This is a genomic window from Serratia sp. SCBI (assembly GCF_000747565.1).
Classification (GTDB): Bacteria; Pseudomonadota; Gammaproteobacteria; order Enterobacterales; family Enterobacteriaceae; genus Serratia; species Serratia ureilytica.
In genome coordinates this window covers 3,668,595-3,682,447 of record NZ_CP003424.1, presented here as the reverse complement: position 1 = coordinate 3,682,447, position 13,853 = coordinate 3,668,595, and the positions used below count along the sequence as shown (strand labels likewise).

General features: G+C 62.9%; 13 protein-coding genes. 8 read left to right on the top strand and 5 right to left on the bottom strand.

All coding sequences use genetic code 11. The annotated features are described in order from the left end of the window. Positions 1-146 precede the first annotated feature (146 nt). The gene (gene cysZ / locus SERRSCBI_RS17290) at positions 147-905 is read right to left on the bottom strand and encodes a sulfate transporter CysZ (RefSeq protein WP_033643961.1); all 759 of its coding nucleotides are present in this window, start codon (positions 903-905) and stop codon (positions 147-149) included. A 221-nt stretch (positions 906-1,126) separates the two neighbouring features. Between cysZ and zipA the strand changes: the two genes are divergently transcribed. The 3 genes from zipA to SERRSCBI_RS17275 all read left to right on the top strand — a co-directional run bounded on the left by zipA (position 1,127) and on the right by SERRSCBI_RS17275 (position 4,468). Then, complete coding sequence (zipA, locus tag SERRSCBI_RS17285; protein WP_042785154.1) at positions 1,127-2,152, top strand: cell division protein ZipA; 1,026 nt, start codon at positions 1,127-1,129, stop codon at positions 2,150-2,152. A gap of 79 nt (positions 2,153-2,231) precedes the next feature. Beyond that, positions 2,232-4,253 carry an NAD-dependent DNA ligase LigA gene (gene ligA / locus SERRSCBI_RS17280; RefSeq protein WP_042785153.1) on the top strand — a complete coding sequence of 674 codons (2,022 nt, stop codon included), beginning with the start codon at positions 2,232-2,234 and terminating at the stop codon, positions 4,251-4,253. Then, positions 4,253-4,468 carry a DUF3820 family protein gene (locus SERRSCBI_RS17275; RefSeq protein ID WP_004936441.1) on the top strand — a complete coding sequence of 72 codons (216 nt, stop codon included), beginning with the start codon at positions 4,253-4,255 and terminating at the stop codon, positions 4,466-4,468. The genes ligA and SERRSCBI_RS17275 overlap by 1 nt, the downstream gene beginning before the upstream one ends. A gap of 27 nt (positions 4,469-4,495) precedes the next feature. Here the strand turns inward: SERRSCBI_RS17275 and SERRSCBI_RS17270 are convergent, their stop codons facing one another. Further along, the gene (locus tag SERRSCBI_RS17270; RefSeq protein WP_042785152.1) at positions 4,496-5,488 is read right to left on the bottom strand and encodes a bile acid:sodium symporter family protein; all 993 of its coding nucleotides are present in this window, start codon (positions 5,486-5,488) and stop codon (positions 4,496-4,498) included. Between the two features lie 97 nt (positions 5,489-5,585). Here SERRSCBI_RS17270 and SERRSCBI_RS17265 point away from each other — a divergent pair, with 97 nt between their 5' ends. Further along, a complete protein-coding gene (locus tag SERRSCBI_RS17265; RefSeq protein ID WP_033643957.1) occupies positions 5,586-6,506 on the top strand; it encodes a LysR family transcriptional regulator in 921 nt (306 codons plus the stop codon). A 1-nt stretch (position 6,507) separates the two neighbouring features. Here the strand turns inward: SERRSCBI_RS17265 and SERRSCBI_RS17260 are convergent, their stop codons facing one another. Both SERRSCBI_RS17260 and SERRSCBI_RS17255 read right to left on the bottom strand, forming a co-directional pair. Continuing rightward, complete coding sequence (locus tag SERRSCBI_RS17260; RefSeq protein WP_021505617.1) at positions 6,508-6,975, bottom strand: FlxA-like family protein; 468 nt, start codon at positions 6,973-6,975, stop codon at positions 6,508-6,510. A gap of 52 nt (positions 6,976-7,027) precedes the next feature. Further along, entirely contained in the window at positions 7,028-7,576 is a 549-nt protein-coding gene (locus SERRSCBI_RS17255; protein WP_042785151.1) for a nucleotidyltransferase family protein, read from the bottom strand. 160 nt (positions 7,577-7,736) lie between these two features. Between SERRSCBI_RS17255 and SERRSCBI_RS17250 the strand changes: the two genes are divergently transcribed. After that, positions 7,737-9,122 carry an ethanolamine ammonia-lyase subunit EutB gene (locus SERRSCBI_RS17250; RefSeq protein WP_042785150.1) on the top strand — a complete coding sequence of 462 codons (1,386 nt, stop codon included), beginning with the start codon at positions 7,737-7,739 and terminating at the stop codon, positions 9,120-9,122. Then, the gene (gene eutC / locus SERRSCBI_RS17245; protein ID WP_042785149.1) at positions 9,119-9,910 is read left to right on the top strand and encodes an ethanolamine ammonia-lyase subunit EutC; all 792 of its coding nucleotides are present in this window, start codon (positions 9,119-9,121) and stop codon (positions 9,908-9,910) included. Before SERRSCBI_RS17250 ends, eutC begins: the two co-directional genes overlap by 4 nt. Here the strand turns inward: eutC and SERRSCBI_RS17240 are convergent. Next, complete coding sequence (locus SERRSCBI_RS17240) at positions 9,889-10,791, bottom strand: LysR family transcriptional regulator (protein ID WP_042785148.1); 903 nt, start codon at positions 10,789-10,791, stop codon at positions 9,889-9,891. The two genes, eutC and SERRSCBI_RS17240, sit on opposite strands and share 22 nt — an antisense overlap. 449 nt (positions 10,792-11,240) lie before the next feature. Here SERRSCBI_RS17240 and budA point away from each other — a divergent pair, with 449 nt between their 5' ends. Next, the gene (gene budA, locus SERRSCBI_RS17235) at positions 11,241-12,020 is read left to right on the top strand and encodes an acetolactate decarboxylase (RefSeq protein ID WP_033643951.1); all 780 of its coding nucleotides are present in this window, start codon (positions 11,241-11,243) and stop codon (positions 12,018-12,020) included. 32 nt (positions 12,021-12,052) lie between these two features. Beyond that, the gene (alsS, locus tag SERRSCBI_RS17230) at positions 12,053-13,738 is read left to right on the top strand and encodes an acetolactate synthase AlsS (RefSeq protein ID WP_033643950.1); all 1,686 of its coding nucleotides are present in this window, start codon (positions 12,053-12,055) and stop codon (positions 13,736-13,738) included. Positions 13,739-13,853: the final 115 nt, after the last annotated feature.

The window sequence follows — 13,853 nt, the reverse complement described above, 5'->3', positions numbered from 1 at the left end:
AAAGCATACGCTAACAGTACCGGCAGGGAAGTAAAGAATTGGTATATCTATATGTTATTAGGAAATAAGTTTTAAGCACAATGATAAGGGCGCGAAATGCGCGCCCTGTCGAAAATTTCCGCGCTGTCGGCGGCAAAAAACGGCGGTTATCGGACGAATTGCGAGCGGTAGCGATCGACCCACATCGCGGTGGCACCGCAGACGGCGACCGGCAGGATCACCAGGTTGAGGATGGGGATCATGGTGAACAGGCTGACCAGCGCGCCGAACTGCAGGTTGTCGGTTTTGTGCTGGCGCAAAGCGCGGCGCATGTCGGCAAAGCTCACCTTGTGGTTGTCGAACGGATAGTCGCAATACTGGATCGCCAGCATCCAGGCGCTGAACAGGAACCACAGCACCGGCGCCACCGTCTGGCCGATGCCGGGCACGAAGTACAGCGCCAGCAGCAGCAGCGCGCGCGGCAGGTAATACATCAGCTTGCGCCATTCGCGCGCCATGATGCGCGGCAGGTCTTTGGCGATGCCGAGCAGGCCGGTGTCCGGCAGCGGTTTGCCGGTCAGGCTGCCTTCGAGCTGTTCGGCCAGCAGGCCGCAAAACGGGGCGGCGATCAGGTTGGTGAGGGTGCTGAACAGATAGCTGAACACCAGCAGCACCGAAATGACCGCCAGCGGCCACAGCAGGTAGCTCAACCATTGCAGCCAATCGGGAACGTGGCTCATCATCGCCGGGATCCAGTCGCCGAGGCGGCTGAACAGCCACCAGAAAGCGGAGCCCATCAGCAGCACGTTGACCAGCAACGGCAGGACCACATAGCGTTTAATCCCCGGGCGCGAAATCAGGCGCCAGCCTTCGGCGAAATAATGAATGCCGCTGGTGGAACGGGAAGGGGGCTGCGTATAGGACATATCTTAAGTTATCTCGTTGTCTGAACAGGCATCATTATCATATAGGGATGATTTTCCACTGGCTAGGGTAGGGTTGGCTGAAAAACCAGCAGAAAAAGGCAGTATAATCATCTTTATTGGCATAAAGTTCAGCACGGACTTGCACTTGTGTGCGCGGGCAAATAGAGTTAAAGAGTGAATGTTTGCCGCGGTGGCAATGTATTGGAACAACAGAGATAGCAATGATGCAGGATTTGCGTCTGATATTAATCGTTGTTGGCGCGATCGCCATAATAGCGCTGTTATTGCACGGTCTGTGGACCAGTCGCAAAGAACGGTCAGCGCTCTTCCGCGATCGCCCAGCCAAACGTTCCCAAAAGGAACGTGAACAAACTCCGATCGACGATCTCGAAGAAGGCGTCGGTGAGGTGCGCGTACGCGCACCTCACCCGCAAGACGAGCCGTCATTCGGCCATTTCGATGCCGCACGCGAAGAACCCGTGGCCGCGCCGAAGCCCGCTCCGGCGGCTGCGCCTGCGCCCCGCGCCGTTCAGCCGGCTGCTCATCAGACGCCGCCTCCGCTGTCTCAGCGGCCGGAGTACGATGACATCCTGCTGAACAACTACGCGCCGGACGAAAAACCGGCCGAGCCGCAGCAACCGCAACCGGCCGTGCGCCGCGAGCCGCGCGTTGACGATCTGCCGCATGAACATGAGGCGCCGCTGGCGGCGGAACCGGCATTCCACGCCGAATCCGCCCCGGTGCAGCAAGCGCCGGAAGTGAAGCCTGCGTCGGAACCTGCACCGCAGCCGCAACAGCCGGCCGCTGCGCCAGTACAGGCTAAACTGAAAGAGACCGTGCTGGTGCTGCACGTCGCGGCCCATCAGGGCGGCGTGATCGGCGGCGAAGTGCTGCTGCAGAGCGTGTTGCAGGCGGGCTTCCAGTTTGGCGAGATGGGCATCTTCCACCGCCATATCAGCCCGGCCGGCAGCGGCCCGGTGCTGTTCAGCCTGGCGAACATGGTCAAGCCGGGGTCGTTCGATCCTGACATGATGTCCGATTTCTCCACGCCGGGCGTGTCGATGTTCATGATGGTGCCGTCTTACGGCGACGCCAATCAGAACTTCAAGCTGATGCTGCAGTCGGCGCAGCGCATCGCCGACGACGTGGGCGGTGTGGTGCTGGACGACGAGCGCCGCATGATGACGCCGCAGAAGCTGGAAACCTACAAAGCGCGTATCCGTGAAGTGTTGGAAAACAACGCCTGACCGGGTTGCCGCGCGCACTGAACATCCGTAACAACAAAGCCCCCGCTAGCCGGGGGTTTTTTATCTTTGATGGTGAGCCATGGAATCGATAATCCAACAAATCAATCAACTACGAGCCACATTGCGCCATCATGAATACCAGTATCATGTGCTGGATGCGCCCGAAGTGCCGGATGCGGAATATGACCGCCTGATGCGCGAGCTGCGCGAGCTCGAGAGCGCGTATCCGGAGCTGATCACCGCCGATTCGCCGACCCAGCGCGTGGGCGCGGCGCCGCTGGCGGCGTTTGACCAGGTGCGTCACGAAGTGCCGATGCTGTCGCTGGACAACGTGTTCGACGAAGAGAGCTTCCTGGCGTTTTACAAGCGCGTGCAGGACAGGCTCAAGAGCAGCGATCCGCTGACCTTCTGCTGCGAGCTGAAGCTGGACGGCCTGGCGGTCAGCCTGCTGTACGAAGACGGTGAGCTGGTGCGTGCGGCGACGCGCGGCGACGGCACCACCGGCGAGAACATCACCTCCAACGTGCGCACCATTCGCGCCATCCCGCTGCGCCTGACCGGCGACAACATCCCGCGCCGGCTGGAAGTGCGCGGCGAAGTGTTCATGCCGCAGGCAGGGTTTGAACAGATGAACGAAGAGGCGCGGCGCAAAGACGGCAAGGTGTTCGCCAATCCGCGCAACGCCGCCGCCGGTTCGCTGCGCCAGCTCGATCCGCGCATTACCGCCAAACGCCCGCTGACCTTCTTTTGCTATGGCGTCGGGCTGCTGGAAGGCGGCGAGCTGCCGCGCAGCCACTTCGAACGCCTGATGCAGTTCAAGGCCTGGGGCCTGCCGGTCAGCGATCGCGCCCAGCGCCGCACCGGCAGCGAGGAAGTGCTGGCGTTCTATCGCCAGGTCGAGCGGGACCGCGCACAGCTCGGTTTCGATATCGACGGCGTGGTGATCAAGATTGACGACATCGATCTGCAGGAAACGCTGGGCTTCGTGGCGCGTGCGCCGCGCTGGGCGACGGCGTTCAAATTCCCGGCGCAGGAGCAGATCACCGTGGTGCGCGAAGTGGAGTTTCAGGTTGGCCGCACCGGCGCGATTACGCCGGTGGCGCGCCTTGAGCCGGTGCTGGTGGCCGGGGTGACCGTCAGCAACGCCACCTTGCACAACGCCGATGAAATTGAGCGGTTGGGGCTGCGCATCGGCGATACGGTGATCGTGCGCCGCGCCGGCGACGTGATCCCGCAGGTGGTGGGCGTGCTGGAAGACCGTCGGCCGCAGGATGCGCGCGAAGTGGTGTTCCCGCTGCACTGCCCGGTGTGCGGTTCCGACGTTGAGCGCGTGGAAGGCGAGGCCGTGGCGCGTTGCACCGGCGGTCTTATCTGCGGCGCGCAGCGCAAAGAGGCGTTGAAGCATTTCGTTTCCCGCCGCGCGCTGGACGTTGAAGGCATGGGCGACAAGATCATCGAGCAGCTGGTGGACAAGGAGTACGTGAAGAACCCGGCCGATCTGTTCCGGCTGTCCGCCGGCATTCTGACCGGCCTGGATCGCATGGGGCCGAAATCGGCGCAGAATCTGGTTAATGCGCTGGAGAAATCCAAGCAGACCACCTTCGCTCGCTTCCTGTATGCGCTCGGCATTCGCGAGGTCGGCGAAGCGACCGCCGCCAACCTCGCGGCGCATTTCGGATCGCTCGAGAAGCTGTTCGCCGCCGACATCGAGGCGCTGAAAGAGGTGCCGGACGTCGGCGAAGTGGTGGCCAAACACACGCGCAACTTCCTCGATGAAGCGCTCAATCAGCAGGTGATCAACGAGTTGGTGGGCGCCGAGATCGGCATCCACTGGCCGGCGCCGGTGGTGGTGGCGGCGGAAGAGATAGACAGCCCGTTCGCCGGCAAAACCGTGGTGCTGACCGGCTCGCTGAGCCAGCTGTCGCGCGACGAGGCCAAAGATCGCCTGACGGCGCTGGGCGCCAAGGTCAGCGGCAGCGTGTCGAAGAAAACCGATCTGGTGATCGCCGGCGAGGCGGCCGGCTCCAAGCTGGCGAAGGCTCAGGAGCTGGGTATCGCCGTGATCGACGAAGCGGAGATGATCCGCTTGCTGGGTGAGTGATGGAAAAAGAAAACCTGCTGGAGATCGCCAATACCGTGATGCCGTTCGGCAAGTACCAGGGGCGGGTGCTGATCGATCTGCCCGAAGAGTACCTGCTGTGGTTCGCCCGCAAGGGTGAATTCCCCAAAGGCAAGCTCGGCATGCTGATGGAGATGACGCTGGCGATTAAAATCGAAGGGCTTGACCACCTGGTCAAGCCGCTGAAGAAAAGCTGAACTGACGGGCCTTGGCCCGTCTTTTTTTTACCCGCGCGACGCCTGCGCGTTGGGCACCGCCTGTTGCGCCCGCTGCTTGCGCTGATACCTTTTCGCCAATACCGCACAGGTCATCAGCTGCACCTGATGGAACACCATCAGCGGCAGCACCATGATCCCCACCGTCGCCGCCGGGAACAGGATATTGGCCATCGGAATGCCGTTCGCCAGGCTCTTCTTCGAACCGCAGAATACGATGGTGATCTCGTCCGCTTTGCTGAACCCCAGCCAGCGCGCCATGTAAGTGTTCACCACCAGCACGATCGCCAGCAGCACGATGCTGCCACCGACGATAAACGCCAGTGAGCCCATCCCTACCTGATGCCAGATGCCGTGCGTCACCGCCTCGCTGAAGGCGGCGTACACCACCAGCAGAATTGAAGTCTGATCGGTTTTACCGATAAGCGGCCGATGGCGTTCGATCCAGCCGCCGATCAGCGGCCGCAGCAGGTGACCGGCGACGAACGGCACCAGCAGCTGCAGCACGATCGAACCGACCTGCCGCAGGCCGCCGGTATCGCCGTGCACATTCATCAACAAGCCGACCAGCAGCGGCGACACGAAGATCCCGAGCAGGCTGGAGGCGGAAGCGCTGCATACCGCCGCCGCGACGTTGCCGCCCGCCAGCGAGGTGAAGGCGATGGCCGATTGCACGGTGGCCGGCAGGATGCACAGGTAGATGAAACCGGCGTACAGCTCGGGGCTGACGTCGATCGGCGCCCACCAGGCAAACAGCACGCCCAGCGCCGGAAAAATGATGAAGGTGCTGCACATCACCCACAGATGCAGCCGCCAGTTGTTGCTGCCGGCCAGGATGGCCTCGCGCGACAGCTTGGCGCCGTGCATGAAGAACAGCAGGGCGATGGCGGCGATGGTCAGGGCGTTGAGCCAGCCGACGAACTCGCCGCGCGCCGGCAGGAACGACGCCAGCAGCACGGTAGCGATCAGCGTCAGGGTAAAACGATCGGGCAGAAATCTCATGGCGGTGCGCTCAGGGTCGAAAATCGATAGGGCTATTCTCCCGCGCGGACATATAATAATTAAATTGATTTATTTAATTCATATATGAATAAAACACATGAATTACTCACTCAAACAGCTGCGGGTGTTCGTCGCCATCGCCCGCCACGGCAGCTTCAGCCGCGCCGGTGAGGCGATCGGCCTGACGCAATCGGCGGTCAGCCACAGCGTGAAAGAGCTGGAAGCGGAGGTCGGCGTGCGGCTGCTGGATCGCACCACGCGTGAAGTGGTGTTGACCGACGCCGGTCTGCGGTTGGCCAACCGGGTCGAGCGGCTGCTGGACGAACTGCAGGCCGCTTTGCTGGATGCGCGCAGCTTTGGCGTACAGCGCAGCGGCACGGTGCGGGTGGCGACGAGCCAAACCATTTCCGCCCATCTGATGCCGCAGTGCATCGCCGCCGGCGAGCGTGAATACCCGGAGATCCGCATCATGCTGCGCGATCAGGCGCAGCAGCAGGTGCTGCACAGCGTGCGCAACGCCGAGGTGGATTTCGGCATCGTGGTCGATCCGGTACAGGCGGTGGATCTGGAGTGCGAAGCGGTGCTGCATGAACCTTTCCTGTTGCTGTGCCGCGACGATCATCCGTTCGCTGCGCAGCAGGCGGTGCGTTGGTCGGCGTTGAACGGTTGCCGCCTGGTGTTGCAGGATTATGCGTCGGGCAGCCGGCCGCTGATCGACAGTGCGCTGAGACAGCAGGGCGTGGAGGCGCAGGTGGTGCAGGAAATCGGCCATCCGGCCACGCTGTTCCCGATGGTGGCGGAGGGGATTGGCATCAGCATTTTCCCGGCGTTGGCGCTGCCATTGCCGGAAGGGGGACGGCTCCGGGTGCGGCGGCTGGTGCCGGAAATTAACCGTGCGCTGATGCTGGTGCGGCGCAAGAACCGCTCACTGACGCCGGCGGCGGAGGCCATCTGGCAGGTGGCGCGTCAGCAGGCGGCGCTGCTGCAACAGCGCCGGCGGGAAAACGCGGCATATTGACTCAGATATAGACGTCCACCGCGTTGAGCGGCGTTGGGCGGTTTACGCCGTCGCCGGATTTCGCCGCGGCTTTTTCCATTTGCTCCTGCTGCTGCTTTTCCATTTCTTCTTTCTGGATGCGCGCGATCTCGGCCTGCAACATCTTGATCTGCGCTTCGATCAGCTGTTTCTGCTTTTCGATCTCTTTGGGATCGGCGTCGGAATCCTTCAGTTCCACCAGCTTTTGCTGCAGCGCCTGAATCTGCCGGTTCAGCGCCTTGATGCGCGCCGAAGCGCGGCTTTCATTGAGGTTAACCGGTTCGTCATTGCCGTTGGCGCGTTCGTTTTTCTCCATCTTGCCGCCTTGCGGCTGGTTGTTGACCGGTTTGGCCATCAGCAATTCGCCCTGATGGCCCGGCGCGCTGAAGACGTTGCTGACGCCGGGGACGGTATTCTTGATCGGTACGATCATGGTGATGGTGGTCGACATGGTTGCTCTCCCTGAGTCTGGATCTCGCTGTTCAGGGTATCGGCAGCGGCGGCTAAATCTTTACCTGCCGCAGACGCGGCCAGCGCAGCAGCCAGCCTTTGTCGACCACGCGCTGGGCATAGGCCGTGCGATCGCCATTTTTCACGTTGAAGGTAATGGTGTCGTTGAACAGCGACGTGAGCCCGAAAGGGGCGACCAGCGTGATGCTGTCGTCGGCGTTCAGGCGTGCGCCGATCGCCGTTTCCACTTCGGTCCAGAAGCTGATGGCCTCTTCGCTGTTGCGGTAGGGCGCGCGGCCGCTGCGCAGGTGCATGCGCGCCTGGTTCTTGACCGACCACGGCTGCGGCAGCCACTGCTGCAGCCGCGCCTCCAGCATGCGATCGCGTTCGGCGCCCGCCCGCTCCGCATCGAAGTGGATCACGTCGATATCGTTGAGCGGCGTGGGCTCCGCATAGCCGTGGCGCCGATCCCACACCAGGTTGCGCACAAAGCCGGCGCCGAGGCACCAGTCATTCAGGCCGAGCCGGCGCACGGTGCGCAGGGCGGCCATGCGCGCGCTATCTTGTTGCAGCCAGTCGATAATTTGCCGTTGCGGATCCATCACCCCTCCTGTTTTCGCGGCTACTGTAACCCGAAGCGGCGGCGGGTGAAATGGGGGGATGCGCGATGGCGGCGATAGCAGGCAAATTAATTTTCTTGCTTCACTGACTACACTTGGTGCAGGGCTTTTATCTCGTCACTCAGGGCAAGGGAGGGGGGCTATGTATCAGGCAACGTTGGGCCAACGCGGCTATCGCTTCGGCGGCCTGCGCCAGCTGATGGCGAAAGCTTCGCCGGCGCGTTCCGGCGATTATCTGGCGGAGGTGGCGGCGGAAAGCGCCGAAGAGCGCATGGCGGCGCGCATCGCGCTGGCGGATGTGCCGCTCAAGACTTTCCTGCAGCAGCCGCTGGTGCCGTACGAGCAGGACGAGGTGACGCGCCTGATCATCGATAGCCACGACGCCGCCGCCTTTGAGCCCATCTCGCACCTCACGATCGGCGATTTTCGCGACTGGTTGCTGAGCGAGCAGGCGGACAGCGCCATGCTGGCGCAGGTGGCCGCCGGCATTACGCCGGAGATGGCGGCGGCGGTAAGCAAGATCATGCGCAATCAGGATCTGATCCTGGTGGCGAAGAAATGCCGGGTGGTGACGCGCTTTCGCAATACGATTGGCCTGCCGGGCCACCTCAGCGTGCGGCTGCAGCCCAATCACCCGACCGACAGCCTGCAAGGCATCGCCGCCAGCATGCTGGACGGTTTGCTGTACGGCAGCGGCGACGCGGTGGTCGGCATCAATCCGGCCAGCGACAGCCTGCCGCTGCTGGAAAAACTCAACTACATGCTGGACGACGTGATCCAGCGCTTCGCCATACCCACCCAATCCTGCGTGCTGACCCACGTGACCAACACGCTGCGGCTGATGGAGCGCGGCGCGCCGGTGGATCTGGTGTTTCAGTCGATCGCCGGTACCGAAGCGGCCAATCGCGGTTTCGGCATCAGTCTGGCGCTGCTGGCGGAAGCGCAGCAGGCGGCGCTGAGCCTCAAGCGCGGCACGTTGGGCGATAACGTGATGTACTTCGAAACCGGGCAGGGCAGTTGCCTGTCGGCTAACGCGCATCACGGCGTCGATCAGCAGACCTGCGAGGCGCGCGCCTATGCGGTGGCGCGGCATTTCTCACCGCTGCTGATCAACACCGTGGTGGGGTTTATCGGCCCTGAATACCTGTATGACGGCAAACAAATTATCCGCGCCGGGCTGGAGGATCACTTCTGCGGCAAGCTGCTCGGCCTGCCGCTGGGCTGCGATGTCTGTTACACCAACCATGCCGAGGCCGATCAGGATGATATGGACACGCTGCTGACGCTGTTGGCCGCCGCCGGGCTGACGTTCCTGATCGGCGTGCCGGGCGCGGACGACATCATGCTCAATTACCAAAGCACCTCGTTCCACGACGCGCTCTATATCCGTGAACTGCTGGGGCTGAAGCACGCGCCGGAGTTCGCCGCCTGGCTGGCGGCGATGAACATCACCGATGAACGCGGACGGCTGCGCGACGCCGCCGCCAATCACCCGCTGTTGCTGGCGCTGCAGGGAGAACGGACATGAGCAAACCGGTTCACGTCAACAGTTGGGACGCGCTGCGCGCCTTTACCGACGCGCGCATCGCGCTGGGGCGCACCGGCGCCAGTCTGCCGACCGACGAGCTGCTGCGCTTCGGCCTGGCCCATGCCCAGGCGCGCGACGCGGTGCATCAGCCATTCGAGAGCGAACGGCTGGCGGCGGATCTGCACGATGCCGGTTGGCCCACGCTGGCGGTGCACAGCCAGGCCGTTGACCGCGCCGCCTATCTGCGCCGTCCGGATCTGGGGCGGCGATTGGCGCTGGACAGCCGCCGCCTGCTGCTCGGCGTGCCGCCGCGCCGGACCGATCTGCTGCTGGTGGTGGCGGATGGCCTCTCTTCCAAGGCGGTGCACCGCCAGGCATTGCCGCTGCTGCAGGCGCTGCGGCCCTATCTCGATACGTTGGGGCTGGCGATCGCGCCGGTGGTGTTGGCGCATCAGGCGCGAGTGGCGCTGGGGGATGAGATCGGCGAGTGCCTGCAGGCCCGGGCGGTGGCGGTGCTGATCGGCGAACGGCCGGGGCTGTCGTCGCCGGACAGCCTGGGGGTTTATCTGACCTGGGAGCCGAACGGGCGCAGAAGGGACTCAGAGCGCAACTGCATCTCCAATGTGCGGCCGGAGGGGCTGGATTATCCGCAGGCGGCGTTCAAATTGGCCTGGTTGCTGGAACAGGCGTGCCGGCGACGGCTGACCGGCGTCGAACTGAAAGACGAGAGCGACAACCCGGCGCTGCGCGGCCGCGTCACCCCGCTTTACGCCCAGTTGGGCGGTTGACCGATGGTTTGCTGCAGCAGGGCGGTGAAGGCCGCCAGGCGGGCGGACACTTTCGCCACCGGCCGCAGCAGATAGATGCCTTGCTGTTCATGGCGCGGATCTTCCAGCATCTGCACCAGCCGCCCATGCTGCACGTCCGGCCCCACCACCCAGTTGGGCAGAAAGGCGATGCCGAGGCCGAGCAGCGCCGCCTGACGCTGCGCGGTGAAGTCATCGCAACGCAGCGCCATGGTGCAGCGGTTCATCAACGCCGCGTCGAGGATCTGCGCCCAGCAGGCCGGCTGTTGTTTGTGGTAGCGGGCGATCAGCCGGTGCTGCGGCAGCGCCTCCAGATCGCTCGGCAGGCCATAGCGGGCGACGTAGCCGGGGCTGGCGCACATCACCCAGCGTTGGGTGGCGATGCGGCTGGCGTACAGCGCGCTGTCCTTCTGCTCGCCGATGCGGATGGCGGCGTCCAGCCGTTCCTGGGTCGGATCGGTCTGGCGTTCGGTCAGATCGAGATCGACCCACAGCTGAGGGTAACGTTCCGCCAGCGTCGGCAGCAGCGGCAGCACATAGGTTTTGCCGAAGGTCGGCAGGCAGCTGATGCGCAGCGTGCCCTGCGGCGTTTCGTTCAGCGCGTTCAGCTCGGCGCGAATGCCGGTAATGTCCGTCATCAGCGTGGCGGCGCGTGCCAGCAGCAGCTCGCCGGCGTCGGTCAGCAACAGGCCGCGGGTGGAGCGCACGAACAGCGTCGCGCCGAGCGCGCTTTCCAGCGCATCGATATGGCGCACCAGCGAAGAAGGCACCATACCCAGCTGGCGTGCGGCGGCGGAAAAGCTGCCCAGGCGGGCCACGTCGAGAAAGATTGGCAGATGTTCTACATAGCGGGCGTCATTCATTTTTGCATTATATGCAAAAGCGTTTCTTATGAATACCCGCTTCTCTGTTGGCGATGCTGCGGCTACTCTGATTGCGGGTTGACGACGGGATTCAGCGCCGCCGCATCCCGGCCGCATAGAGAGAAAACGCATAAACCTCGCGGCGTTTAGCACCAAATAGCAGATGTTTTTCCCAGGCTGCGTCAGCCGCCTGTGGCGTTGATTGTCGCTCCAACACCAGATTAACCGTTCAATTTGATATCCGACTCAACCTTAATGATTAGTGAGTCTTTACTTTCACTTATCTTCCTGTTGTTTCTGGATATCGGCCGGCCAGCCGTGCCGGTTTTTTTGTCGCCTCAGGCTGAATCGTTCCAACTGATGAACGCGCCTGAGGGACATCTTGGCCCGCCGTCGGCGGGTCTTTTGAACGCGTGGAACCGCAGTTCCGCGCTGGTGGAGGAGTCAGCATGAACGAAAAACACGGGTGTTCCTGTGCGCGCCATTTGGCGCAGGGTTTCGCCAGGCAGTCGATCAACGCCGGGGAGGGCGAAATCTATCAAATCTCGCTGATGAGCGCGCTCATCGACGGGGTTTATGAAGGGGAGACCACCATCGCCGAATTGCTGAAACACGGCGATTTCGGCCTCGGCACCTTCAATCATCTGGATGGCGAACTGATCGCGTTCGATCAGGAAATACACCAGCTGCGCGCCGACGGCAGCGCCCGCCCGGCCGGTTTGCAACAGAAAACCCCTTTCGCCGTCGTCACCTTTTTCCAGCCCAGCGTCAGCCAGCAATTCGATCGGCCGATCACCAAGGCGCAACTGCACCAATGCATCGATGAACAGGTCGCCTCGCCGAACCTGTTCTGCGCGGTGCGGGTCGACGGTGAGTTCAGCCATGTAGAAACCCGCACCGTGCCGCGTCAGGAACGGCCTTACCGCCCAATGCTGGAAGCGATAGAAGAGCAGCCGACCTTCTCGTTCCATCAGCGGCGCGGCACGCTGGTCGGCTTCCGCTCGCCCGATTACATGCAGGGCATCGGCGTGGCCGGCTATCACGAACACTTCGTTACCGACGACCGCAGCGGCGGCGGCCACGTGCTGGATTACCAGCTCGATCATGGCCGCCTGCAGTTCGGCGTCATCACCCGTCTCAATCTTCAGTTACCGCATGATGCGGATTTCTTGCGCGCCAACCTCTGTCCAGAGGATTTGGATCGCGCAATTCGTTCCGCCGAGGGCTAATCCCGGCGATCGTTTTCTTAGGAGGTGGAACCATGGCACAGGAAAAAACAGGCAATGACTGGCAATGCGGCGCCGACTTGGTGGTGAAAAACCTGGAAGCGCAGGGCGTCAAACACGTTTTCGGCATTCCGGGCGCCAAGATCGACCGGGTGTTCGATTCGCTGGAAGATGCGCCGTCGATCGAAACGGTAGTGGTGCGCCATGAGGCCAACGCGGCCTTTATGGCGGCGGCGGTCGGCCGCCTGACCGGCAAGGCGGGGGTGGCGCTGGTCACCTCCGGGCCGGGCAGCTCCAACCTGATCACTGGGCTGGCAACCGCCACCTCGGAAGGGGATGCGGTGGTGGCCTTCGGCGGCGCGGTGAAGCGCGCCGACAGCCTGAAGCAGACGCACCAGAGCATGGATACCGTCAGCATGTTCCGGCCGGTGACCAAGTACTGTGCCGAAGTGCATGCCGGTTCGGCGATTTCCGAGGTGATCGCCAACGCCTTCCGCCGCGCCGAGTTCGGCCGGCCGGGGGCGTCGTTCGTCAGCCTGCCGATGGATATCGTCAATGAGCCGGTCACGGCGCCGGTGCTGGCGGGCTGCCGCTTGCCGCGCATGGGGGCCGCGGCGGCGGACGACATTCAGGCGGCGGTGAAACTGATCCGCCAGGCCAAATGCCCGGTGCTGCTGCTGGGCTTGCAGGCCAGCCGGCCGGAGAACAGCGAGGCGGTGCGCCATCTGCTGTACCGCACCCATATGCCGGTGGTCGGCACCTATCAGGCGGCGGGGGTGATTGACGTCAATCACTTTGCCCGCTTCGCCGGCCGCGTCGGCCTGTTCAACAACCAGCCGGCCGATCAGCTGTTGCAAAAGGCCGATCTGGTGGTCAGCGTCGGCTACGATCCGATCGAATACGATCCGTGCATGTGGAACAGCCACGGGCGGCTGAAGCTGGTGCATATCGACGTGCTGCCGGCGGACATCGATACCTGCTATCGGCCGGACGTCGAGCTGGTGGGCAACATCAGCGCCACGCTGAACATGATGACCGAAGCGTTCAATGAGGCGGTCTGCGTCCCGGCGGAGGTGGAACTGATCCTGACCGATCTCGGCCGCCAGCGCGCCGAATTGGCGGAACGCGCCGCGCGCCGCGGCGGCATGCCGATCCATCCGTTGCGCATCGTCAAGGAGCTGCAGGACATCGTCAGCGACGACGTGACGCTGTGCGTGGACATGGGCAGTTTCCACATCTGGATCGCCCGCTATCTTTACAGCTTCCGCGCTCGCCAGCTGTTGATCTCCAACGGCCAGCAAACCATGGGGGTAGCGCTGCCGTGGGCCATTGGCGCGGCGCTGGTGCGCCCCGGCGATAAGGTGGTGTCAATCTCCGGCGACGGCGGCTTCATGCAGTCGAGCATGGAGTTGGAGACCGCGGTGCGGCTGAAAAACAACATCGTGCACGTGATCTGGGTCGATAACGCTTACAACATGGTGGAAATGCAGGAAGTGAACAAATACCAGCGCAAATCCGGCGTGGAGTTCGGGCCGATCGACTTCAAGGCCTACGCGGAATCCTGCGGCGCGGTCGGTTTCGCCGTGCAGTCGGTGGAAGATCTGCGGCCGATGCTGCGCAAGGCGATGGAGATCCAGGGGCCGGTGGTGGTGGCCATTCCGGTCGACTACGCCGATAACTATAAGCTGATGGCGCAGATGAACTTCAGCCAGATGATTTAATTTCATCATCCTCGCGCCGTTTCACCGGGGCAGGCCGCTTGCGCGCCTGCCCGTTTTTATGCGCGGAATTTGTCCTTTACATCGCTAACTGCATGATTTATTGCTATCCGTTCGG

Bases quoted from the DNA above. Each gene is read 5' to 3' on its own strand.
- eutC (WP_042785149.1), top strand. From the start codon at position 9,119: ATGAGCAAACCGGTTCACGTCAACAGTTGGGACGCGCTGCGCGCCTTT.
- SERRSCBI_RS17275 (WP_004936441.1), top strand. From the start codon at position 4,253: ATGGAAAAAGAAAACCTGCTGGAGATCGCCAATACCGTGATGCCGTTC.
- zipA (WP_042785154.1), top strand. From the start codon at position 1,127: ATGATGCAGGATTTGCGTCTGATATTAATCGTTGTTGGCGCGATCGCC.
- alsS (WP_033643950.1), top strand. From the start codon at position 12,053: ATGGCACAGGAAAAAACAGGCAATGACTGGCAATGCGGCGCCGACTTG.
- SERRSCBI_RS17270 (WP_042785152.1), bottom strand. From the start codon at position 5,488: ATGAGATTTCTGCCCGATCGTTTTACCCTGACGCTGATCGCTACCGTG.
- ligA (WP_042785153.1), top strand. From the start codon at position 2,232: ATGGAATCGATAATCCAACAAATCAATCAACTACGAGCCACATTGCGC.
- SERRSCBI_RS17265 (WP_033643957.1), top strand. From the start codon at position 5,586: ATGAATTACTCACTCAAACAGCTGCGGGTGTTCGTCGCCATCGCCCGC.
- SERRSCBI_RS17240 (WP_042785148.1), bottom strand. From the start codon at position 10,791: ATGAATGACGCCCGCTATGTAGAACATCTGCCAATCTTTCTCGACGTG.
- cysZ (WP_033643961.1), bottom strand. From the start codon at position 905: ATGTCCTATACGCAGCCCCCTTCCCGTTCCACCAGCGGCATTCATTAT.
- SERRSCBI_RS17255 (WP_042785151.1), bottom strand. From the start codon at position 7,576: ATGGATCCGCAACGGCAAATTATCGACTGGCTGCAACAAGATAGCGCG.
- SERRSCBI_RS17260 (WP_021505617.1), bottom strand. From the start codon at position 6,975: ATGTCGACCACCATCACCATGATCGTACCGATCAAGAATACCGTCCCC.
- SERRSCBI_RS17250 (WP_042785150.1), top strand. From the start codon at position 7,737: ATGTATCAGGCAACGTTGGGCCAACGCGGCTATCGCTTCGGCGGCCTG.
- budA (WP_033643951.1), top strand. From the start codon at position 11,241: ATGAACGAAAAACACGGGTGTTCCTGTGCGCGCCATTTGGCGCAGGGT.